The 22,909-nt window shown below is 37.7% G+C and carries 21 protein-coding genes and 1 pseudogene; 4 read left to right on the forward strand and 18 right to left on the reverse strand.

Annotated features, from left to right (window positions below; genetic code table 11):
• Positions 1–271: 271 nt before the first annotated feature.
• Together AC3WSK_RS10595 and argF are read right to left on the reverse strand one after the other, a co-directional pair.
• Positions 272–1,156 carry a LysR family transcriptional regulator gene (locus tag AC3WSK_RS10595; protein WP_079563204.1) on the reverse strand — a complete coding sequence of 295 codons (885 nt, stop codon included), beginning with the start codon at positions 1,154–1,156 and terminating at the stop codon, positions 272–274.
• Between the two features lie 375 nt (positions 1,157–1,531).
• Complete coding sequence (gene argF, locus AC3WSK_RS10600; RefSeq protein WP_079563205.1) at positions 1,532–2,497, reverse strand: ornithine carbamoyltransferase; 966 nt, start codon at positions 2,495–2,497, stop codon at positions 1,532–1,534.
• 340 nt (positions 2,498–2,837) lie between these two features.
• On the opposite strand from argF, the gene AC3WSK_RS10605 reads away from it, so the two are divergent.
• Together AC3WSK_RS10605 and AC3WSK_RS10610 are read left to right on the forward strand one after the other, a co-directional pair.
• Positions 2,838–3,080, forward strand: a complete 243-nt coding sequence (locus tag AC3WSK_RS10605; protein ID WP_492412925.1) for a MarR family transcriptional regulator — start codon at positions 2,838–2,840, stop codon at positions 3,078–3,080.
• A 106-nt stretch (positions 3,081–3,186) separates the two neighbouring features.
• A complete protein-coding gene (locus tag AC3WSK_RS10610; protein ID WP_079563207.1) occupies positions 3,187–4,182 on the forward strand; it encodes a serine hydrolase domain-containing protein in 996 nt (331 codons plus the stop codon).
• 141 nt (positions 4,183–4,323) lie between these two features.
• On the opposite strand, the gene AC3WSK_RS10615 is transcribed toward AC3WSK_RS10610, so the two are convergent.
• On the reverse strand, positions 4,324–4,938 hold the full coding sequence (locus AC3WSK_RS10615) for a cysteine peptidase family C39 domain-containing protein (RefSeq protein ID WP_427483094.1): 615 nt from the start codon (positions 4,936–4,938) through the stop codon (positions 4,324–4,326).
• Positions 4,939–5,233: 295 nt separating this feature from the next.
• Between AC3WSK_RS10615 and AC3WSK_RS10620 the strand changes: the two are divergent.
• A pseudogene (locus AC3WSK_RS10620) lies at positions 5,234–5,902 on the forward strand (MerR family transcriptional regulator).
• A gap of 235 nt (positions 5,903–6,137) precedes the next feature.
• On the opposite strand, the gene AC3WSK_RS10625 reads toward AC3WSK_RS10620, so the two are convergent.
• Both AC3WSK_RS10625 and AC3WSK_RS10630 read right to left on the reverse strand, forming a co-directional pair.
• A complete protein-coding gene (locus AC3WSK_RS10625) occupies positions 6,138–7,226 on the reverse strand; it encodes a M42 family metallopeptidase (RefSeq protein ID WP_079561565.1) in 1,089 nt (362 codons plus the stop codon).
• Between the two features lie 94 nt (positions 7,227–7,320).
• A complete protein-coding gene (locus tag AC3WSK_RS10630) occupies positions 7,321–7,806 on the reverse strand; it encodes a dUTP diphosphatase (protein ID WP_079561566.1) in 486 nt (161 codons plus the stop codon).
• A 103-nt stretch (positions 7,807–7,909) separates the two neighbouring features.
• Between AC3WSK_RS10630 and AC3WSK_RS10635 the strand changes: the two genes are divergently transcribed.
• Entirely contained in the window at positions 7,910–8,305 is a 396-nt protein-coding gene (locus AC3WSK_RS10635) for a sigma-w pathway protein ysdB (RefSeq protein ID WP_079561567.1), read from the forward strand.
• A 101-nt stretch (positions 8,306–8,406) separates the two neighbouring features.
• Here AC3WSK_RS10635 and AC3WSK_RS10640 read toward each other — a convergent pair whose 3' ends face one another.
• The 13 genes from AC3WSK_RS10640 to AC3WSK_RS10700 all read right to left on the reverse strand — a co-directional run bounded on the left by AC3WSK_RS10640 (position 8,407) and on the right by AC3WSK_RS10700 (position 22,861).
• A complete protein-coding gene (locus AC3WSK_RS10640) occupies positions 8,407–8,667 on the reverse strand; it encodes a DUF1294 domain-containing protein (RefSeq protein WP_079561568.1) in 261 nt (86 codons plus the stop codon).
• Between the two features lie 137 nt (positions 8,668–8,804).
• Entirely contained in the window at positions 8,805–9,164 is a 360-nt protein-coding gene (gene rplT, locus AC3WSK_RS10645) for a 50S ribosomal protein L20 (RefSeq protein ID WP_053592414.1), read from the reverse strand.
• Between the two features lie 58 nt (positions 9,165–9,222).
• The gene (gene rpmI, locus AC3WSK_RS10650) at positions 9,223–9,423 is read right to left on the reverse strand and encodes a 50S ribosomal protein L35 (protein WP_004226312.1); all 201 of its coding nucleotides are present in this window, start codon (positions 9,421–9,423) and stop codon (positions 9,223–9,225) included.
• Positions 9,424–9,454: 31 nt separating this feature from the next.
• Positions 9,455–9,958 carry a translation initiation factor IF-3 gene (infC, locus tag AC3WSK_RS10655; RefSeq protein WP_024363824.1) on the reverse strand — a complete coding sequence of 168 codons (504 nt, stop codon included), beginning with the start codon at positions 9,956–9,958 and terminating at the stop codon, positions 9,455–9,457.
• An 808-nt stretch (positions 9,959–10,766) separates the two neighbouring features.
• The gene (gene thrS / locus AC3WSK_RS10660) at positions 10,767–12,698 is read right to left on the reverse strand and encodes a threonine--tRNA ligase (protein WP_079561570.1); all 1,932 of its coding nucleotides are present in this window, start codon (positions 12,696–12,698) and stop codon (positions 10,767–10,769) included.
• 518 nt (positions 12,699–13,216) lie between these two features.
• Positions 13,217–14,155: a primosomal protein DnaI gene (gene dnaI, locus AC3WSK_RS10665; RefSeq protein WP_492412927.1), complete on the reverse strand. Its 939-nt coding sequence runs from the start codon at positions 14,153–14,155 to the stop codon at positions 13,217–13,219.
• A gap of 2 nt (positions 14,156–14,157) precedes the next feature.
• Positions 14,158–15,540: a replication initiation and membrane attachment family protein gene (locus AC3WSK_RS10670; RefSeq protein WP_492412820.1), complete on the reverse strand. Its 1,383-nt coding sequence runs from the start codon at positions 15,538–15,540 to the stop codon at positions 14,158–14,160.
• 15 nt (positions 15,541–15,555) lie between these two features.
• The gene (gene nrdR, locus AC3WSK_RS10675; protein ID WP_049667519.1) at positions 15,556–16,026 is read right to left on the reverse strand and encodes a transcriptional regulator NrdR; all 471 of its coding nucleotides are present in this window, start codon (positions 16,024–16,026) and stop codon (positions 15,556–15,558) included.
• A gap of 196 nt (positions 16,027–16,222) precedes the next feature.
• Positions 16,223–17,245 (reverse strand): glyceraldehyde-3-phosphate dehydrogenase, encoded by a 1,023-nt coding sequence (locus tag AC3WSK_RS10680; RefSeq protein WP_079561574.1) that lies wholly within the window; start codon positions 17,243–17,245, stop codon positions 16,223–16,225.
• A gap of 859 nt (positions 17,246–18,104) precedes the next feature.
• Positions 18,105–18,698, reverse strand: a complete 594-nt coding sequence (coaE, locus tag AC3WSK_RS10685; protein ID WP_427483102.1) for a dephospho-CoA kinase — start codon at positions 18,696–18,698, stop codon at positions 18,105–18,107.
• Between the two features lie 13 nt (positions 18,699–18,711).
• A complete protein-coding gene (gene mutM / locus AC3WSK_RS10690; protein WP_079561576.1) occupies positions 18,712–19,584 on the reverse strand; it encodes a bifunctional DNA-formamidopyrimidine glycosylase/DNA-(apurinic or apyrimidinic site) lyase in 873 nt (290 codons plus the stop codon).
• Positions 19,585–19,596: 12 nt separating this feature from the next.
• Positions 19,597–22,224 carry a DNA polymerase I gene (polA, locus tag AC3WSK_RS10695; protein WP_492412824.1) on the reverse strand — a complete coding sequence of 876 codons (2,628 nt, stop codon included), beginning with the start codon at positions 22,222–22,224 and terminating at the stop codon, positions 19,597–19,599.
• 205 nt (positions 22,225–22,429) lie between these two features.
• Positions 22,430–22,861, reverse strand: coding sequence for a DNA polymerase I (locus tag AC3WSK_RS10700; RefSeq protein ID WP_079561578.1), 432 nt, complete (start codon positions 22,859–22,861; stop codon positions 22,430–22,432).
• Positions 22,862–22,909: the final 48 nt, after the last annotated feature.

Consider the following 22,909-nt stretch of genomic DNA (forward strand, 5'->3'; position numbering starts at 1 on the left):
CAACACGTTTTTGTCTGTGCGAAAGCGAAGCGACAGCAACAACACGAGGGCGACACGATGTCGGTCATTTCGGTAATGCCACAGGACGTGGCGTTTTTACCGATGCAGGTCAGTTAGCCGTTATCCCATGGATGCGATGATTTTAGGTTAACATCCTCTGTGAACTCCTTTCAGCGGATGTTTGGATACCCTTGAAAAGTAACACTTAAACCCGCATTCATCTCACCACCTATAGAAGTGGTTGACCATTGCTGAAAGTAGTTAAATTTTCTTAAATGCTTTCAAATTGTACAGCTGTCTCTACTATTGTTTTCCATAAAGCTGGTGCAAGCGTCTCTTTATTTTTATATGTTAAAAAAATATGTTGATTCATATCAAGTAAATGCTTAACATCAGCCTCAACAAATTCACCACTTTCAAGCTCTTTTTTTACACAAAGATGTGGTAAGAAGCTCATATACTCCCTTGTACGGATAAATTCTTTCGCTACTTCTAAATGATCCGTTCGCACTTCAATATTTGCTGATACGCCCTCTACCTCAAACATTTTATGCACATAATTCCAATCAAAAGCCCCACATTCAAAAAACACCATTTTCTGTCGTGCCATTTCCTTTGCATTCATTACATTTTTTTGTATAAAGGGGTGCTCCCGATGCATCACAAGTTTAACCGCATTACTTAGCAATAGCTCATTGTAAATTCCTTCCCTATGAACATATTGAATAAGACCCATATTGATTTGATGACTTTGCAGTTTCTCTAAAATCACCGCTGTTGAACCTGTGATGATCTGAAAATGCAAATGCGGAAAGTCTCTCTTCCATTTCGGCAAAGCGTAAGCTAAAAAATATTGTGCTGTGACTCCATTTGTACCAATACACACCTCATTAGACTCCTGCGTTTCCTCTAATTGTTTTTTCCCTCGTTGAAAGGTTTCCACAATCTGTGTCGCAAACGGAACAAAGTCCTTCCCTTTATCCGATAATATTACACTTCGCCCATCGCGATGGAATAACTCGACATTCAACTCTCGCTCCAATGATTTAATACGAGCCGTCACAGTCGGTTGAGATAAAAACAATGCATTGGCGGCCTTATGAATACTTTTATAATGCACGACATATAAAAATGCCTCGATATGATCAATGTTCAACCGGAGCCCTCCTTAAATTACTTATTTATCCTATTATATAGATAATTGTTTTAATTCTCTATAAAAGATTGGAAAACTAGGATTTATATTTTTCCAAAGTAACTGTTCATTTGAAGAGCGCCCTTGAAAGGCAGCGCAACAAGAAAAAAGCAACCTAGCGTCTCCCAGGTTACTTTATTATGTAGCGATGTGGTCATCCATCTTGATCACATACATCGCGCGTGGTTTACATCCCTCTGTCTGCAACCACCGTTATGTTATTCACAGTGACACCCCCTGTTGCCAATGTGAACTCTGTCTATATAGTACTTCCCAAACCGAGAAGTATAGCTTTAAAGCAAGTTTGTGCTTACTAAACGTAGAGCAATTTAAGTTCTATGCTAGAATCGATGCAAGAACCGCTTTTTGCGCATGAAGTCTGTTTTCTGCTTGCTCAAAAATATAGGAATTTGGTCCATCAATAACAGATGTCGCTACTTCTTCTTCACGATGGGCCGGTAAACAGTGCAAGAACATATAATTCGGCTTTGCGTATGCGACAAGCTCATCATTAATTTGGTATCCAGCAAAGTCTTGTAGACGTTTCGCAGTTTCCTCTTCTTGCCCCATTGACGTCCATACATCAGCGTATACTACGTCCGCGTTTAAAACTGCTTCTACAGGATCATTTGTAATTGTAATTATGCTACCATTTACTGCTGCGATAGCCTGTGCCTTCGCGATTACTTCTTCGTCACATTCATAGCCAACCGGTGTTGCCACTGCCACATTCATTCCTACATGCGCAGAAGCGACTACTAATGAGTGCGCCACGTTGTTGCCATCTCCAACATAAGCAATTTTAAGTCCTTTTAGTTCACCTTTATGTTCAAAGATTGTTTCTAAATCCGCTAAAGCTTGGCATGGATGATAAATATCCGTTAGTCCATTTATTACCGGTATAGAAGCATGCTCTGCAAGCTCTGCAACCATTGCATGAGAATTCGCTCGAATCATAATGCCATCTAAATAGCCTGATAGCACATGTGCTGTATCATAAACAGATTCACCGCGACCAATCTGTAAATCACGCGCATGCATAAACATACCTTTTCCGCCCAATTGGTTCATACCTACTTCAAATGAAATACGAGTACGAGTTGAATGTTTTTCAAAAATCATACCGAGTGTCTTACCTTCTAATAGCTTCGGACATTTCCCTTCTTTAGTAATCATTTTTAGCTGTGTCGATAACTCAACTAACTGCTGAACCTCTTCACTTGTATAGTCTAGCAAGGTTAATAAGTCCTTATCTTTTAAGCTAGTTACTAACTTTAGCTGTACTTCCTCAAGTAATTTCATAGCCTTCACTCCTTGTTTCGTTGCTGTTGGGATTAGTATAACAATGCATAAATATAAAATCAACTGAATTTTTATGTTTATTTTCAAAAGTTAGAATTTTACCTTCTGATGTGACAATAATGCGAACAATCGAATATTTATGCATATTCAAGGAAATTGCATTATTGTTAATACATATTTATAATTTATATATATTAATTATTTAGGTAGTAAAACGTATGGATAAGGAATTGGTACATCTTATTTAGGAGATTAATCAAGTTGAATATGAAACCAATTTAAGGTTAACCGAAGAATTTCCCTCTTTGTTGGATGAAACATTAACTACAAAACAAGCAGTATTTTTAAATCTTCTTCAGACGAAAGGCCCCTTCAAACATATGAATTGGCAAAGTTAATGGGGACATCCGCGAGTGCTGTTAGCCAGTTAGTAAATAGGCTGGAGCAAGAAAGTTTTATTAAAAGAACAATGAGTAAAAAGGATCGTAGAGAAGTGATTATAGAGCTAGATGAACGAGGGCATCTTTATTTTCAAAAGCAGGAGGAAATTGAGCTTACTATTATTTATAAATATTATTCATAGCTCAATCGAGAGGACCTGTTACAATTAAAGGACATACTTTTGAAATTACATTCTATTATTTCAGCGGAGCAGGAAAAAAATAAGCGTTCATAATGGAGGTATTCTTTTGGATTTACATAATTTAAAAAAAGACATTTTTAAAATTGCTTATCCCTATATAAAAACTCGCCCAAATGTTGCTTTATCCATTGGTATCATATCTCAAGGTCAGGAAGCTACCTTTACTTTCGGTGGCTCGAATTTTATGCTGGAAGAAAAGTCTTACATATATGAAGTTGGCTCAATTTCTAAAGTTTTTACTACATCCATATTAGGGGAAATGGTTCAGGAAGGAAAAGTCCATGTCGAAGATTCTATAGGCAAATACTTTTCTGCAATTCCCGATACTCACCCTGTTACGCTCAAGCGTTTAGCCAATCATACTTCTGGGCTACCGGGAATAGGTGTGCTGAAGAACATTTACAATGTTTTTGATGCGCAGACACCTCGTGATCCTTTTTGTCAATATTCACTGGACGAGACTATACATTATTTTAAAACGCATACGGACGAGCCTAAAGTTAAATTTCGATATTCTAATGTAGGGATGGGGCTTTTAGGATATATTTTAGCTAATACACTTCATACTGATTTTGAAACTGCTATCAAACAAAGATTAACAGATCCTTTAAATATGCCAAATACTTTTATCTCTATCCCTACCAATCAGGCAGAGGCAGTATTGCAAGGATACACTATCCTCGGACATAAAAAGCCACCTCTCCAAATGAATGAATTTATGGCAGCAGGGGCAGTCCGTTCAACTGTTAATGATCTTTTAAAATTTACGAAAGTACATTTAAGTGATGAAAATTTAGGTTATACATTAACACATCAAGCAACTGAAACTTTTTCAGAAAATATAAGTATTGGTCTAGGATGGCAACTCGATCACAATATCATTTGGCATAATGGTTCGACGAAAGCTTTTTCAAGTTATTTAGGGTTTGATAAAACACAACAAACGGGCGTCGTTGTTTTATCAAATTATCGATCTCCTATATTGGCGGCAAACCCTAGTCAAATTGGTAAAGATATATTGCAGCTTTTACAGGTTCAATAGATGATTTTATGAATATATCGATAAGTATTGTTAAATTATCGATAAAAATTTTGAATTTATCGCCTAACTTTTTTAGTTTATCGACATAAAAAAACAGCCCTCAAACATTTAAGTTTGGGGGCTGTTAGAGTAAAAATATCATTATCTTTGCGTGGCGTCTACAGTTATGTAAGTATTGCTATAAAGAACCATATTAATATTTTTCACATTCCACAGTTTCCTAAATTCATTAATAGGAACTTTTCGATTATAGCTATTGTTATCATCATTACAATTCGCCAGTTCCCTTAGTGATTCTAAAAGGTAGACATATTCCTTGTCATATCCTACGACAGGGACAAAATGCAAATTATTACGATCCTTATGTACTTTAATAAAAACAATTACGGGAGTTCCTTTACTAACTTCGTACTTTAATGTATTTATATTTCCTTTATAATAGCTTGTTTTAAACCCCTTTTTTCTTAACAACGTACGGATTCCTTTTGGATATACATTGCCTGACCTCACTTTACTAGGGAAATTAGTATATAACTCATCACCATCGGCCTCCATTCCAAAATGACGCAACACATATGCTGTTGAAAATGCTGCACATTCCCTATTGTTTTGTATATCTATCCTATTATTTCGTTTAATTAGATAGTTAGCCGGATAATCTCTTTTTCGTAAAACAGGTATGGGTAATGTCATTAAATATGCATTAATGATCGTTGATATAAATATCCATAAAATAACTGTTCTAACTATAAACATACTACTCCCTCATTGCTTTGCGTCCATATCGCAACATTATTCTAAGCACTTCTTTAACTAACCTACCCCGTTGGTTTAATGACTGAATAATCAGTTATTACGTCTAGTGTAACATATTCACAAATATTGGTGTGTGGGAATTAGACCTCCCCATACCGTCTCGGTGTCTGTAACAGACAATCTCATTTTTTGCACATTTACCATTTATCTATCACCTCAAACTTTAAATTTCTCTCTTGAGCCTCTAGTTACTTGATGTATTATGATTAACTTATACCAATGGATAGGAGGAATTTTGATGAATAATAAAAAGTTTTCTATTGGAGAATTTTCAAAAAGGACAGGAATACCAATTCCTACTTTGCATTACTATGATGAAATTGGTATATTACAACCTGAAAAAAATCCTTCTTCAGGGCATCGCATTTACAATCATCAAGATATTATTACCTTACAAAAAATTATCAGTCTAAAATTTCTAGGGTATAGCCTTGATAAAGTTACTACTTTGTTAAATGAATCAAGTTTTAATATGGATTTAAATGAAAGTTTGTCCCTCCATTTATATGCTTTAGAAAAAGAAAAGGAACAAATTGAGCAAACAATGCGAGCAATTAAAAGAGTAATTACATTAGTCGAGGAGGACGGAGAAGTAGACTCAAAGAAATCAGAAGAAGATCAAATTGCATTGGATAAAACATTTATTCATTTAACTAAAGAAGTGAAAAGATTATATGGTTATCCAGTAGAAGACTTGAAAGTACAAGAGATGGTTAAGGAATATTTAGAAGCTTCTTTTTCATACCTTGGTGAAAATTAGATACAAAAACTTGCCGATATAGATATAGAAGAGGTGGATATTCAAAAATTCGAAAATATGTCATCTTCCCCTTTCACGGAAGATGAACAAAAATGGTTAAATCAAGCAATGCAATATTATATGCAATTCACAGAATTAGATTAGAAATGTGCTTAGTTAAATAATTTGAGGGTAAAGTTGAAGAGATAAAACATATTTTACTGAGCTCCGTTGAAGTACTGATTTTGCGCTTCACGGATGGCTAAAAGGGGCTATATTTTAATAAGAATAGGACTTGCGTGTATGATTGAATTTCAAACAAGTCCTTATTTCAAAAAAGCCCCCTAACATGTTTGTTAGAAGGCAAAATTATGGTATATCTATTTAGTACTTTCCACGCTTAGTCAAAAATAATTTTATTCACTGCATCACGGTCTAACTTTTTAATAACTTCCACCATTAATTTTACAGCATTATCATAATCATCACGATGTAAAATACCTGCATGTGAATGGATGTAACGTGTAGCAATACCGATTGATAGTGCTGGTATACCATTTGCAGTTACGTGGATAGAGCCAGCATCTGTACCGCCACCAGCCATTGCCTCGAATTGATATGGAATATTGTGCTCATCAGCCACATCTAATACGAATTCACGTAAGCCACGGTGTGAGACCATCGATGCATCGTAAACAACGATTTGTGGACCAGCACCCATTTTACTAGTTGATTCTTTTGCAGTTACCCCTGGAGTGTCTCCTGCTACACCTACATCGACAGCAAAGCCGATATCTGGTTGGATTTTATGTGTAGCCGTTTTCGCACCACGAAGCCCTACTTCCTCTTGAACATTCCCTACAGAATAAAGGATGTTTGGATGCTTTTCATTTTGCAAAGCTTTCATAACATCAATGGCAATTGCACAGCCAATGCGGTTATCCCATGCTTTTGCTAATAAGTATTTTTCGTTTTTCATCACATTAAATTCGAAATATGGTGTTACCATATCGCCAGGACGGACGCCCCATTCTAGAACTTCTTCTTTTGAAGCTGCGCCAACATCGATAAACATATCTTTAATGTCTACCACTTTGTTACGCACATCTGCTGGTAAAATATGAGGTGGCTTAGAACCAATAACCCCAATAATTTCATCGCCTTTACGTGTTGTAATTGTTACACGCTGTGCAAGCATAACTTGGCTCCACCAGCCGCCTACAGTTTGAAATTTGATGAACCCTTTGTCATCGATTTGAGTAACCATGAAGCCTACTTCATCTAAATGACCTGCAACCATAATTTTAGGGCCATTTTCATCGCCAACTTTTTTAGCAATGACGCTACCTAAATTATCCTGTTCAACTAAGTCTGCATATGGTCCAATGTATTTTTTCATGACCTCGCGCGGTGCACGTTCATTACCTGCTATACCATTCGCATCTGTTAAATCTTTAAACATTTGTAATGTTGAATCTAGCTGTGTCATCCTTTTACCTCCCGACTCTTGTATCTCCTCTATTATACTTCGTTTACCGAAATATTCCTAGTTAAATCGTCTGAAAATTGTTGGATTTCTTACTTTAATACCCCGAACGCTGACGATTATAATTTTCTTCATTTTTCTCTATATATGCCGCAACTACGTCCTCAAACGTAAAGCCTAGATTAAACGCAAGTAATCCATAGCATTGCCAGATCACTAAATATCTATCCTCAGTTGGTTGACTAATAAAACTTAAAATATTGTCTTGTGTCATTAAAAATGTCTCTGTTAAATCTCTCTTTTCTTCAATCACAGGCCATTTTTCTATCGCTGTATAACCTTTTAATAGGCCCAGTGATAATATAAAATGAATCGAATCCACATATTCTTCTAGAATCACATCACGTTCCGAAGCTCCCTTTGTGCTCCAAAACTTAAAGCAACGTGTCTCATTTGCAAGTTCAGCTAGCTCTACCATTAAGGCTAAACCTTTTTCTTTAAATACATCACGTTCAATATTTTGAGTTTTTTCGATGAAGTCATCAAGCTCTTTTTGCATTTTAAACAATTTTTGTAAATTCATTTTTTTCTCCTAAATTTCTTAAAAATATTTATATAAAGTGAAACTAATTGCCCCTTACAATCGTATAGGAAGGAATAACCTTTCTTCAAGGGGGAAATTAAAAATGTTGCCGTTACTTATTCGTCTTGCTGTTATTACGCTTATTATCTATGTATTTTATAAAGCGATTCGTTATATAACCGATCCTAAGCGAAAACTTGATGAGGCCTATGAAAAAGGCCAGTATTATTTTTATGATGACGTCAAAAATGTCCGGAAAAATTTCTTTATCTCTTACAAGGGTGCTCTTTTCGAAGGTGAAAAATACCTCGGCACGACTGAAGATGCCTTTGAAGTTGTGACGATTTTCGTTGGCGCCCGTGACGCCGCTACACTGCAAGGTTTTACGAAAAAAGACTTTGTATACTTACAGCAAGAAATTCTATTGAACTATCCGAGCGCAAAAATAAATTGGAAGCAGCCCATTGAAAAGCTTATGCACAACACATCCTCAGAATGAGGATGTGTTTTTATTTATCGGAATGTTTTCGAGTTTTATCGGAACATTCTCGGGTTTTATCGGAATCTTTTTGTGATTTATCGGAACATTTTCCGGTTTTATCACCATAATTGTACTAAGATAAATATTTGAATAGCTGCTAGCAGTGGGAAACCAAATGCAAAGCTGTTATGTCGTGTTTTATGACGGAATAAATACATTCCTAGCACGCCACCTGCTGCACCCCCAGCAATTGCTAATGTAAATAACGTACGTTCTGCAATACGCCACTCATGTTTTTTTGCTTTTGATTTATCCATGCCCATCATAACGAGCAGGACGATAGAAACAATCGCCATATAAGCCAATAATGCTTGCCCCATTGAATACTCCTTTTAATTTTCTATTTACTACTACTCTAACACAAAAAAGACTGACGGATAAATCCATCAGTCTTTCAATAACTTTGCACCTGTCGCTTCGCTTTCGGTGCAGAAATAATTTTTGACTTTGTCAAAAATTATTTAGCTACTGCTTTTTTTGCAGTGTCTGCTAATTGAGTGAATGCTGCTGCATCAGTTACAGCTAGGTCAGCTAACATTTTACGGTTAACTTCGATACCAGCAACTTTTAATCCGTGCATTAAACGGCTGTATGAAAGACCGTTCATGCGAGCAGCTGCATTGATACGAGTGATCCATAATTTACGGAAATCACGTTTTTTCTGACGACGGTCACGGTATGCATATTGACCTGACTTCATTACTGCTTGGTTAGCAACTTTATATAATGTATGTTTAGAACCGTAGTAACCTTTAGCTAATTTCAATACTTTTTTACGACGTTTGCGCGTCACTGTTCCGCCTTTTACGCGTGGCATATGAATTACCTCCTGCTTTTCATTAAAAAATGAATATTAGTTATTTTGTGTTGTCAAATTATTTCATGTATACAAGTAATGATTTGATGCGTTTGAAGTCACCAGATGAAACGATGTTTGCTTTACGTAGGTGACGTTTTTGTTTTGTAGATTTGTTTGCGAATAAGTGGCTTCCATAAGCACGGTCATATTTTAATTTACCTGAACCCGTTTTTTTGAAACGTTTCGCAGCTCCACGGTGAGTTTTCATTTTTGGCATGTCGAATTCCTCCTAAACTGTTCGTCTAATATTATTTCTCGTTCTTTGGTTGAAGAACTAAGAACATGCTTCGGCCTTCCATCTTCGGTTTTTGTTCAACCGTCGATACTTCAGCACAAGCTTCAGCAAAACGATCTAACACACGTTGACCAATGTCTTTATGTGTAATCGCACGACCTTTGAAACGTAAGCTACATTTAACTTTATCACCTTTTTCAAGGAATTTAATAGCATTACGTAGCTTCGTTTGGAAATCATGCTCATCGATTGTTGGGCTCAGACGAACCTCTTTCATTACGATGACCTTTTGATTTTTACGAATTTCACGGTCTTTCTTTTGCTGTTCAAACTTAAATTTACCATAGTCCATGATACGAGCGACTGGCGGCTTGGCTTGAGGGGCCACAAGGACAAGATCCAAGTTTACACGAGTGGCGATTTCTAGCGCTTCGTTACGTGTCTTTACACCAAGCTGGTCACCATTGTGATCGATTAATCGAAGTTCACGTGCGCGAATGCCTTCGTTTACATACATGTCTTTGCTAATAGTAATCCACCTCCAAGTAGTTGTCGCGAATACATGGTTTGGGCAAAGCCTTGCCCGGTTGAACGGTACATCATCTTGTCATGTCCATAAAAAAAGGACGGACACTTTGAAGATGTCCGCCCGCTATATGTGCATGCGCAAGTCTACGCAAAACAATTCAACGTGTCATACCTGTTCACAGCCCAAGAGCGTTGTATCAGGTGAGAAGCGGGCAGCCTCTACTTCAACCACAAACTTTGTATTCATTAACCTTAACTATATTAACATGTACTTTTATAAGCTGTCAAATGTTTTTTAGCTTATTTCTAAAACAATTTCGCCTTGGCGTAATTGCGTCTGGATTTTGAATTGTGCCAGCACAATTCATTCCTTTCAAAATCCGTGACATCCGCCGGAGGCTTTATCTTCATTCAGTATGAGTTTGGTTACACACTAAAATGGAACCACATCCCCATTTATCTCTACACTTTTAGAGGGGGAATCTTCTTCTGAATGAAGATAAAGTAACCTAAAAACTTTTAATCTAAACCATTATAGTGGTTATCATCATAACGTGTGGTCGTTGATTTCCGTTCCGGCTGGGCGCTTTCCTGGGGGCGTCCGATGAGCCGCTTCACTCGCGTTGCTCGCTCCAGGGTCTCATCTGTGACGCTAATCCCCAAGGAGTCGCCCAGCCTCCACTCCAATCAACTTATATAAATGGCATACGGATGTCATCTCAAACTTTTTATGTTCTTGCCAGGCGAATCCTAATCCTTCTTCAATCTGATCGAATTCGCCTGCAAAAGCATTAAAATTATTTTGTAATTTCAGCTTTAATGTTAGCTAAGAAGTCTTGGAAGCTAATTGTTTCTGAATCTTTTGAGCCGTAACGACGTACATTTACGCCACCAGCCTCTACTTCTTTGTCTCCGATAACAAGCATATACGGGATTTTTTTCATTTGTGCTTCACGGATTTTGTAACCTAGTTTCTCTTCACGGTCATCCATTTCAACACGTAAGCCTGCTGCAGTTAATTGCTCTTCAATTTGTTTAGCATAATCAAAGTGTGCTTCGTTTGAAACTGGAATGACTTCAACTTGTACTGGTGCTAACCATGTTGGGAATGCACCTTTGTATTCTTCGATTAAGAAGGCAACGAAGCGTTCCATTGTTGATACTACACCACGGTGAATAACAACTGGACGATGTGGTTTACCATCTTCTCCTACATAAGTTAAGTCAAAGCGTTCTGGTAATAAGAAGTCAAGCTGAACTGTTGATAAAGTTTCTTCTTTACCTATTGCAGTTTTTACTTGTACGTCTAGTTTAGGACCGTAGAATGCCGCTTCACCTTCAGCTTCAAAGTATTCTAAGCCAAGCTCATCCATAGCCTCTTTTAACATGCTTTGTGCTTTTTCCCACATTGCATCGTCGTCGAAGTATTTTTCAGTATCCGCTGGGTCACGGTAAGATAAACGGAATGAGTAATCATTTAAATCGAAGTCTTTGTAAACTTCTAAAATTAATTGTACTACTTTTTGGAATTCCACTTTAATTTGGTCTGGACGAACGAAAATATGTGCATCATTTAAAGTCATCCCACGTACACGTTGTAAACCTGAAACAGCACCTGACATTTCGTAACGGTGCATTGTACCAAGCTCAGCAATACGTAATGGTAGGTTACGATAAGAATGCTTGCTGTTTTTGTACACCATCATATGGTGAGGGCAGTTCATCGGACGCATAATTAATGTTTCATTGTCCATTTCCATTGGTGGGAAAATAGAATCTTGGTAATGATCCCAGTGACCAGAAGTTTGGTACAGCTCTTTAGAACCAAGTACTGGTGTATAAACATGCTTATAACCAAGAGATAATTCTTTATCTACAATATAGCGCTCAATAACACGACGGATTGTCGCACCGTTTGGTAGCCAAAGCGGTAAACCTTGACCAACTTTTTGAGAAGTTGTAAATAACTCTAATTCTTTACCGATTTTACGGTGATCACGTTCTTTTGCTTCTTCAAGCATTTGTAGATGATGTTTTAATTCTTCTTTTTTAAAGAAAGCAGTACCATAAATACGTTGTAGCATTTTATTATCTGAGTTACCTCTCCAGTATGCACCAGCTAATGAAAGTAGTTTGAACTCACGAAGCTTGCCAGTTGATGGTGCGTGGATACCACGGCAAAGGTCGAAAAATTCGCCTTGATGGTAAATAGAAACTTGCTCATCCTCTGGAATCGCTTCAAGTAATTCTAATTTATATTCATCGTCGATTTTTTCATAGATCGCTTGTGCATCTGCACGGCTTACATTTTTGCGCTCTATCTCTAGGTTTTCAGCGATAATTTTTTTCATTTCTTTTTCGATTGTTGGTAAGTCTTCAGCAGTGATTGGAGTTGGTGAATCGATATCGTAGTAGAAGCCACCTTCAATAACTGGACCGATACCAAGTTTAACATCTGGGAATAAACGTTTAATCGCTTGTGCTGTTAAGTGCGCAGTAGAGTGACGTAAGATTTCCAATGCTTCCTTATCATCCTGAGTAATAATTGAGATTGTTGCATCCCCTTCAATTGGTGTTTTTAAATCGACTAAGACACCATTTACTTTACCCGCATATGCTTTTTTACGAAGTCCTGGGCTAATTGATAATGCTACGTCATCAGTAGATGTGCCTTTTGCAAATTCCTTTACAGCGCCATCTGGGAAAGTTAATTTAATCATATCTGACATTTTTCTGCACTCCTTATAGTTTTGTTGTGATGCATGATTGAAGTCAAAGAATCCCCGGAATTGATCCTCATTCAATAGGTGTTTGGACACTCACTGAAAAGAAACTACATCCGCATTCGTTCACCACTATTTTCCACTGAACGAAAATAAAAAAAGCTCCGTCCCTACGAAAGGGACGAAGCGTATGCTCGTGGTTCCACCCTTCTTCCTTCCGACTTTTTATAGTCAGACGAAGCTCAAGGCTAGCTAACGGGCTAGGGACCGGCGAAAGATTATCCCTTTCGCTGCTCAGCAGGTAGTAAATAATGTGCTCAAACTAGGAAGCTTACAGCCAATGACTTCCCTCTCTAAAAGCCTTACACAAAATTCATGTCCTCATCAATGCATTTGATCAATTATGCCTCGGCATAATCCGAAGGCTTTAACTTTTTCAGTAAGTGTTTGGACACCGGTTGAAAGAAGTTAATTATTATATGTGACAGTATACGCTCGATTGTCATAAAATGCAACTGCCAATCTTACAGACGTCTATTTTGCCCGCCCATTTTAATCGGCTCTGTCAAGGCTTTAATACGTTCCATAACACGCCCAGCCTTCACGACTTCTATGTCACCTTTTTGTGACTGTGCTAAATGATGCTCCAACTCATCGTAATTAAAATTAGATGTAATGAATGTTGGCAATTGCTCTGCCATGCGGTAATGGAAAATAGTTCCCAAAATTTCATCTCGCGTCCAAGCAGTCATTGTTTCGGCTCCTAAATCATCAAGCATTAGCACTGGTGCCTTTTTCACATAGTCTATTTTTTCATTCAATGTGTTATCGCCAATTGCATTTTTCATTTCTCGTAAAAATTCAGGTACGAAAACTACAACTGACTTTACTTTAGCTTTCGCAAGTTCATTAGCTAATGCGCCTAGCACAAAAGATTTCCCCACTCCAAATTGACCATATAAATAAAAGCCTTTAGCAGGCAAATCCCCTGTATCTAGTACATTTTGAACAAAATCAGTCGCACGGTTTGCAATGTCAACACGTGTATGATCATCAATAAATAAATCACTGATAGTAGCTTGTAGCACATCCTTTGGCATATGCATACTTGCTATCATATTAGCAACATCACGGCGCTCATCTTCACGTATCTTTTGCTCGCATTGTACATAATCAATTTCAACAGTACTCCTTACTACACGTAAAGTAGGTAAAAAACCTTTTAAGTAATTTGTACAATTTTCTGTATTGTCACAGCCACAACAGACTGTAGATTGACTAATAAATTCATGAAGCTTCGGTAAATTACGTTCAACCGCATCATAGCTTAACTCATCCATATGCTCAGCTAAAAACTCTTGCACACGAGGGTTTTCTAATATTTCTTTACGCACCGCTTCATATCGTTCTTGAAATGATGGTACCTTAATTGCTCTTTTCAATGGTCCATTAATCGGTTCGATTGTCATTCACCTACCTTATTTTGAATATTACCTAATTTTTCTAGTATCTTTTGTCTTTCCTTTTCAAAATCAGTAGCGCCAGTATTTGGTGTATCTTTTAATACTTCCTCTGATTTTTCATTACGCTTATAAAACCAATCCGGTACTTTTTCCTCTCGGCGATTTTTTGTGTAAGAGTTCTTTTTTGCCGAAGACTGAGGTTTATTTTTCCACGTAGTGTACTTATCATGTTCTTTACGTGCTAGCTCCATTGCTTCTTTTGCTGTTTGAATATTTTTACGTACCCAATGATCCGCAATCGTTTCCACATATTTCTTAGGTAGCTTCATATCAGTTGTTAGCATTACATATTCCAGAAGAGCATTAACAACCCCTACCGGCATTCCATGCTGGACAATTAAACTCTCTGCAAGCTGTACGGAGGTCTGTAGCGGTTCTTTGCCATTATTGATATCTCGCAATACTTGCACTGGGGGAGTCGTCTCTAAATATTGCTGAAGCTCCTGGTCCTTTGTTTTTTGGCCCGGTTCTTCTACGGATGACGTCTCAGTCACTCTAGCAAGCTTTGGTGGTTCCTTTGATACCGTTAGCTTATAAAAATCCGCAGCGGCCTTACGTAAACGTTCCAATGAAATACCTAGATCATCATCTAATGCCAGAATTACTACCTTTTGCATATCGAGTGCCGTTAAGCGATATAAAAATGCTAATTTCGCTATTGTTTCGCGCACCTCAAATGTAAGTAGGCTTGCCGGGACTAGTTGCTCCGATAAGCCCGCTTGCAGCAGTTCAAAGTCAAACTGGTCAAAATAAAACGGATATATCTTTTGCTGTGTGTCCTTACGACTAGTATCTACTTGTAAATCATCTGGAATCCTTGTACTTACAGGCTTAAAAACATCTATGAAGGCACGCGATACATCTTTAAATTCTGCATCTCTTGTAGATGGAATAAAACGCTGACGTAACTTCCGATAAGCTTGCTCCCCGATTTTACTAAATAGAAACATCGACAGCAGTGGGTCTTTCATAAAACTATCCGCATCAAGTGGACGTATCAGCTCATATAAAAAGCTTCGCTCGCCATCATCCTCTTTTTTCCATGTACGTAACAGGCCAATTGCTTCAAGCGCAATACGTGCCTCAAATACTTTGCCAATAGGAAGACCTAACACATTCATTAAATAATAATGTGACATTTGCTGCTTTGGCATTTGCTCAGCCTCTGCCCATAATGTTAAATAAAGGCTGATTGGTTCCGCTCCAATTAAAGGCTGATAAAAAAGCGTTACTAATTGACGTTCCTGCGTAGAAAGTGCATGAGGTAGACGAATGTCAAAAGAATCAGCAGGCTGTAATTCCTTATACAAATGGATCAACGTCATTCCCCTCTCTATTTCCTATAATTTCTGCTCTGTTTGACGTTGGATAATTTCTTTAATTTCTTCAATAAAGACATTGATATCCTTAAATTGACGGTAAACCGATGCAAAGCGCACATACGCAACCTCATCGATTTTCGCTAAGCGATCCATTACCATTTCTCCTACATCCTCAGATCGGACTTCAGAATTCCCAATACGGCGAAGATCTTTTTCAATAGACATTACTAGTCCTTCAAGTACTTCAAGAGAAACAGGACGTTTTTCGCAAGCACGAATAAGTCCACGAAGTACCTTTTCACGGCTAAATTCTTCTCGTGAACCCTCTTTTTTCACTACAACTAACGGTGTCTCTTCAATTTTTTCAAACGTTGTAAATCGGAAGCCACATGACTCACATTCACGACGTCTACGAATTTCTTTATTATCATCAACTGGCCTCGAATCCACAACACGCGTTCCGTTAAATTGGCAAGATGGACATCTCATATAATTACTCTCCTGATTTCACAACAATTTAGTATTTCTATTATAACAAATTTCCTATGTATAAGAAAAGCGCATTGACGATAGTGTGCTCATGATAAGCCTTGAAAGCAGAAAGTACAAGCATAGATTTTACAATCTAATACAAAAAGCACATTGAAATCACTCGGATTTCAATGTGCTCAACATATTTGCTTGATTATGCATTAACCGTTTCTAATGCTTTTGCCACTTTTTTCACAAGATCTACAACGCGTGCTGAATAACCCCACTCATTGTCGTACCAAGCAAGCACTTTCACTTTGCGGTCACCCAATACCATTGTAGAAAGTCCATCTACTGTTGAAGAGTAAGTTGTTGTATTGTAATCAGAAGATACTAGAGGCTCAACTGAGAAGTTTAAAATGCCTTTCATTGGACCTTCAGTAGCTGCCTTAACGAATGCAGCATTGATAGAATCTACAGTTACATCAGTATTTAAATCAACTACTAGGTCAACTAATGATACGTTTGGTGTTGGAACACGAAGTGCCATACCATGAATTTTGCCTTCTAATTCCGGTAACACTAATTTCAATGCTTTTGCAGCACCTGTAGATGTTGGAATGATAGACTGTGCGCAACCACGTGCACGACGTAAATCTTTATGCGGATTGTCTAAATTCTTTTGGTCATTTGTATAAGCGTGAACTGTTGTCATTAAACCGTTTTCGATACCAAATGTGTCATTTAATACTTTAGCAACTGGTGCTAAGCAGTTTGTTGTACAAGAAGCATTTGAAATAACATCATGTTTTGTGATATCAAGTTTCTCATCATTTACACCTAAAACAATTGTTACGTCCTCGTTTTTACCAGGTGCAGTTAAGATAACTTTCTTTGCGCCTGCTTCTAAGTGCATTGCTGCTTTTTCACGATCATTAAATTTACCAGTTGCTTCAATAACAATATCCACACCCATTGTTGCCCATGGTAATTTTAATGGGTCGCGTTCGCTAATAATTTGAACACGTTTACCATTTACAATTAAAGCATCGCCTGCAGGCTCCACTGAACCCTCGAACGTTCCATGATTTGTGTCATACTTTATCAAATGTGCTAACGTTTCAGCTGGGTAGCTGGCGTTAATTGCAACGATATTTAAACTTTCTTGTACGATCGCTTGGCGGAAAACCATACGTCCGATACGTCCGAAACCATTAATAGCAACTGATACTGTCATTTATAAAATCCTCCTGTGAGTGCAAACTCAGATTAATTATATACTTTATGGTGATTAGTATAACACAATTTCAAAAAAGATGAACATTATATATTCATAATATTAAAGTTCTTATTTTCTGAAAAATAAAATCGCCTAAATTAGTCCTTATTATGGTATAAACTCACAAAAAAATGCATAACAAAGTGTTTTTGCTATGCATTCATAGTATTAAAAAACAAAATTGGCAAGGAAATCTCAGTGAATGGTATGGCTCTTTAAAGGATGATTTCCGTTCCGGGCTACTCGCTTTCGCACGGGAGTCGAGTAGCCTTCCACTCCAATCAGCAATAGCGTAGAATTTTTATAAATATAATTTAATGCTATAGGTAAAAAGTAAAAGTTATGCTACTCACCAAACAGAAAAAACTTATAATTGTGACGCATTAGAATACATGTAGGTTGATTGCAGTGGGGGCTGGGCGACTCCTTAGGGAACAGCAATAGAGGAGCAAAGGCTAAAATCATCACATCCTGTGATAACGCCTTCGTGACCAACATCCTGTCGCTGCCGCTACGTTAGCACTACGCTTTCGCACAGAAAACATTTGTTGCCCCAAGCGGCTCATCGGACGCCCCCAGGAAGCTCTGCTCTGCGCGAAAGTGAAGCGGCAGCGAATGTTTTATCTGTGCGAAAGCGAAGCGACAGCAACAACGAAGCGCTCAGCCGGAACGGAAATCACCCCCTGTTTTGCCGAAAGAGCCATACTTTATTTAATGTGACACCTTATTTTCAATGACTTAATAGTTTTTAACAATATGAAATGCGTAGCAATATGGCATTGCTACGCATCGAATGATTTTACAGATTTTTAATTAATTATAATACGTCCCAAGATGTCAGGATTTTTTTCAGTTGGTGCTCTGTTTGTTCTAAATTTTCATTGTTGTAAATAACCGCATGGGCACCTTTTTCTTTGACTGACATTGGTAACTGAGAATGCATTCGTGCTAGTGCATCCTCCTTTGATAAGTTGTTACGCTCCATTAATCGACGGAGCTGTACCTCTTCACTAACCGATACCACGATAATGCGCTCGACAAAATGCTGTAATTTATTTTCAAATAAAAGTGGAATATCCATCACAACATGCTTTTCTCCGGCATCTATATACGCATCGCGCTGGCGTAACATTTCCTTGCGAATAGCAGGATGCATCATATCATTTAACATTTTACGCTTAACAGGCTCGTGAAAAATAATATCGCCAAGCTTAGCACGATTTAAACTCCCGTCTTCTAGCAATATATCTTGTCCAAAATTTTCAACAATTAGCTTTAAAGTCTCCGTTCCTGGTTCAACAACATCACGCGCTACAATATCTGCATCGACAATTGGTAAACCAAGTGCTGTCATCATTTTTACTACTGTACTTTTTCCGCTCGCTATACTTCCTGTTAATCCGATAATCATAGTTAAATCCCCTTTAATGTTGACAATTTGGGCAAAAGACTGATGTGCGCCCACCTATCGTCATTTGGCTCGTTGCAGTTCCACACGTTGGACACAACTTCTTCCCATACATTTGCAGTCGATTCTGCATACTTCCAGCCTCACCATTTATATTACGATAATCTGAAATTGTTGAACCGCCTGCTTCAATGCTTTGGCGTAAAATAGCGACAATCGCCTCGAACAATTCACGTTTACGCTTTTCACTAATGCGGTTCATTGTACGGGCCGGATGAATTTTTTGCGCAAATAATGCTTCTGTTGCGTAAATATTACCACAGCCCGAAATGACTTGCCCATCCATAATTACATCTTTAACGGCCTTTTTCTCATATTTCGGCAACTTTGATTTCGCAATAAAATAATCACATGCTATTTCATCGAATGGCTCTGGTGCCATTTTTGTTAATGGTGCATGTTCCTCAATTTTTGTTAGAAAACGTAGTTCACCAAAGCGGCGTATATCTGAATAAATTAAATAGCCACCATCTACCATTTGAAATGTAGCATGAATATGCTTTTTAAATTTCACCTCTTGGATTTCCTCAGGCGAATTTACCACAAACCAAGCACCTGTCATCCCTAAATGACTAACAAGCACATAAGGGACATCTTCCTTCAGTAAATGAAAGAAGATGTATTTTGCTCGTCGTTCTATTGTTGTAATCGTCATTTGAGACAACGATATTTCAAATGCATCAGGCTCGGCTTGCTTCACGATACATTGCTTTCCTTCCCCAAAGGAAAAACGAATAATTTCAGATAGTTGAACTTGTTGAATTGTCCGCCCTTCAATTTTAGGTTTTAATGCCTGGACGACACCTTCAACCTCTGGTAATTCAGGCATTTTAACCTCTCCTTATTTTGCTTCGTACCAAGTTGCACCGTAGTTAAAATCTACTTTTAATGGTACTGAAAGCTCGATTGCGTTCTCCATAACTTCTGGTACTATTTTTTCAAGCAATGCAATCTCCTCTTTAGGTGCTTCAAATATTAATTCATCATGCACTTGTAAAAGGATTTTTGCCTGCATATTTTCTTTTTTCAAACGAGCATCCATATCAATCATTGCCTTTTTAATAATATCAGCTGCACTTCCCTGAATTGGTGTATTCATCGCAGTACGCTCTGCAAAGCTTCGTAGATTGAAATTCGAGCTCGTAATGTCAGGTAAATAACGACGTCTATTTAAAATCGTTGTCACAAAACCATTAAACTTCGCATCTTGGACGATATCATCCATGTATTGTTTTACACCTGGGAAACTCGCAAAATATTTCTCGATAAATGTAGCAGCTTCCTTACGAGTAATATCCAAGTTTTGTGATAAGCCATAATCACTAATCCCATAGACAATACCAAAGTTCACCGCTTTTGCAGCGCGACGCATATTACTATCGACCTCATCTGCTGAAACATGGAATACATCCATTGCTGTACGTGTATGAACATCCATACCTTCACGGAAAGCTTCGACTAAATTTTTATCATTCGACATATGGGCTAATACACGCAATTCGATTTGCGAATAATCGGCAGAAAATAATATCCAATCTTCTTTCGATGGCACAAATGCCTGACGAATTTTTCGCCCTTCTTCTAAACGAATCGGGATGTTTTGTAAATTCGGATCCGTTGAGCTTAAACGCCCTGTAGCTGTTAACGCTTGCTGGAATCGCGTATGCACCTTACCATCCTCTTTATGGATTTCTTTTAGTAAGCCTTCGATATAAGTTGACTGTAATTTTCCTAGCTGGCGATATAAAAGAATATGCTCAATAATCGCATGCTCTGGTTTTAATTTTTCCAATACATCCGCTGCAGTGGAATAACCTGTTTTCGTCTTTTTAATAACAGGAAGACCAAGCTTATCAAAGAGAATAACGCCTAATTGCTTTGGTGAATTAATATTGAAGGTTTCTCCTGCTTCAGCATAAATTGCTTGTTCAATAACAATTAGCTTGTCATTCAATTCCTGACCCATCTTCTCTAATGTGGCACGATTGACCGTGATCCCTTCACTTTCCATTTCCCCTAAAATAGAAGCAAGTGGAAGTTCTAAGTTTTTATAGAGCTCGAATTGTTCATTTTCCTTTAACAATGTCTCAAGCTTTGGCTGTAAAGACCACACAGCAAAGGCTTTGCGGCTAGCATGCTCAGCAAGTGCATCTATAGCTGGTATAGCTCGTTTCGCGCCTTTACCATAAACAGCCTCATTTGCCTGCACATTGCGATAGCCCAGTTCTTTTGCAAGAGTTGCCACATCATCTCCACTTAGCGCAGGGTTATTAATATAAGAAGCAAGCAATAAGTCAAATTCCACACCAGCTAAACGTATTCCCGCACGTTTTAACGCAGCTTGAGATGCTTTTGAATCAGACATGTACTTTATTTTAGTAGCATCTTCTAACCAGAGACGAAGAACATCTGATTTAGCCGCAAGATCAAAAGGCACGTACATTGTTTTCTCTCCATCTGTTAATGCAATACCTAGTTGCTGGCAAGTATGATAATGCTCGTCCTCTAACTCCAAGTTCACTGCCATTACATCTTTTAAATGCTCTTGCTTTACTTCTTCCACAATTTCATAGTCAAAAGGTGCCTGTTCCTCTTCTTGGACAGTAAAATCACTTTTTTCTAGTAGTGATTTAAAACCAAGCTCTTGCCACACACTAATTAATTCTTCCTCATTCGGACCATTGTAAGCAAGATCAGAAAGCGTTATATCAATCGGCGCTTTTGTAAAAATAGTAGCTAGCTTTTTACTCATTAGTGCCTGTTCTTCATTGGCAACTAATTTTTCTTTCATTTTAGAAGCCTTCACCGTATCCATTGCCGCATAAAGCGACTCTACTGAACCATGCTCTTTAAGTAATTTAACAGCCGTTTTTTCACCGACACCTGGTACACCAGGGATGTTATCTGAAGAATCCCCCATTAAACCTTTCATATCAATAATTTGTCCAGGCGTTAAGCCATATTTTTCTGCAATAAAAGCAGGTGTATTTTTTTCAATTTCAGTAATACCTTTTTTCGTAATGTATACTGTTACTTGCTCAGTCGCGAGCTGTGTTAAGTCACGATCTCCTGATACAACGATGACATCCATATCCTGAGTCGAAGCTTCAGTGGCAAGTGTCCCTATAATATCGTCCGCTTCGTACATTTCAAGCTCATATCGCTTAATACCATAAGCATCGATAAGCTTGCGTATATAAGGGAACTGCTCAGATAATTCTGGTGGAGTCTTTTGTCGACCACCCTTATATTCCGTAAATGTTTCATGACGGAAGGTTGTCTTACCCGCATCAAAGGCAACCAAAATTTTCGTTGGTTGCTCTTCCTCCAATATTCTTTGTAGCATCGTTGTAAAGCCGTACACTGCATTCGTATGAATTCCACTATCATTCGTTAATAATGGCAACGCGAAAAAAGCGCGATACGCTAAACTATTGCCGTCCAATAATAGCAATTTATCCTTTGTCATGATTTTATCCTCCTGCGTTTTCGTCTTCTTAATTGTAAAACGAAAACGTATGTTTGAAAATGCCTCTTCCTTTTACTTTATCGAGAAAACAGGTATTTTACCAATCATAACGTTGAAAATCGCCAAAATTTCTACAGCAATAGATTAACGTATGTTTAACTACACAAAAAAAGCCAATCACTTATTGTAATTGACTTCTCTGTCGTTATTTACTAACTCTATTTGTTTTTTCTTTACGATAGAAAATTTCTTCATATATGACAGTCAAAATAAAAGCATTCATAAAGGCAAACACTAAAAACATTGGCATACCGCCAAGCTGTGGATGTGTAAGCTCTGTATCGAACACCATTACAGCGCTGATTTGTGCTAAAAAGAAAATGAAGCCAATCCCTACTTGCCAAATAGGACGCTTAACTTTTCGCTTTTCGTACCAAAATATTCTTTTAAATATTTTTCGTACATCCTCAGCAATGACCAAGCTTAGTAAAAACAAAATAACAAAAAATACTGGTATATGATAAACACTTTTTGTGATCCATGCAAAATCTGATAGACGGAAGAAAAGTGTAAATAACGATGCAATACTACAGGCTATCCCTAAATTCTGGAGCCACTTACTAATTTGCAACTTCACAACTATTACCCCCATTTTTATTTTTCAACATTATCATTCTATCAGATA

It is taken from the genome of Lysinibacillus sp. EB271-A1-10B (genome assembly GCF_058791335.1).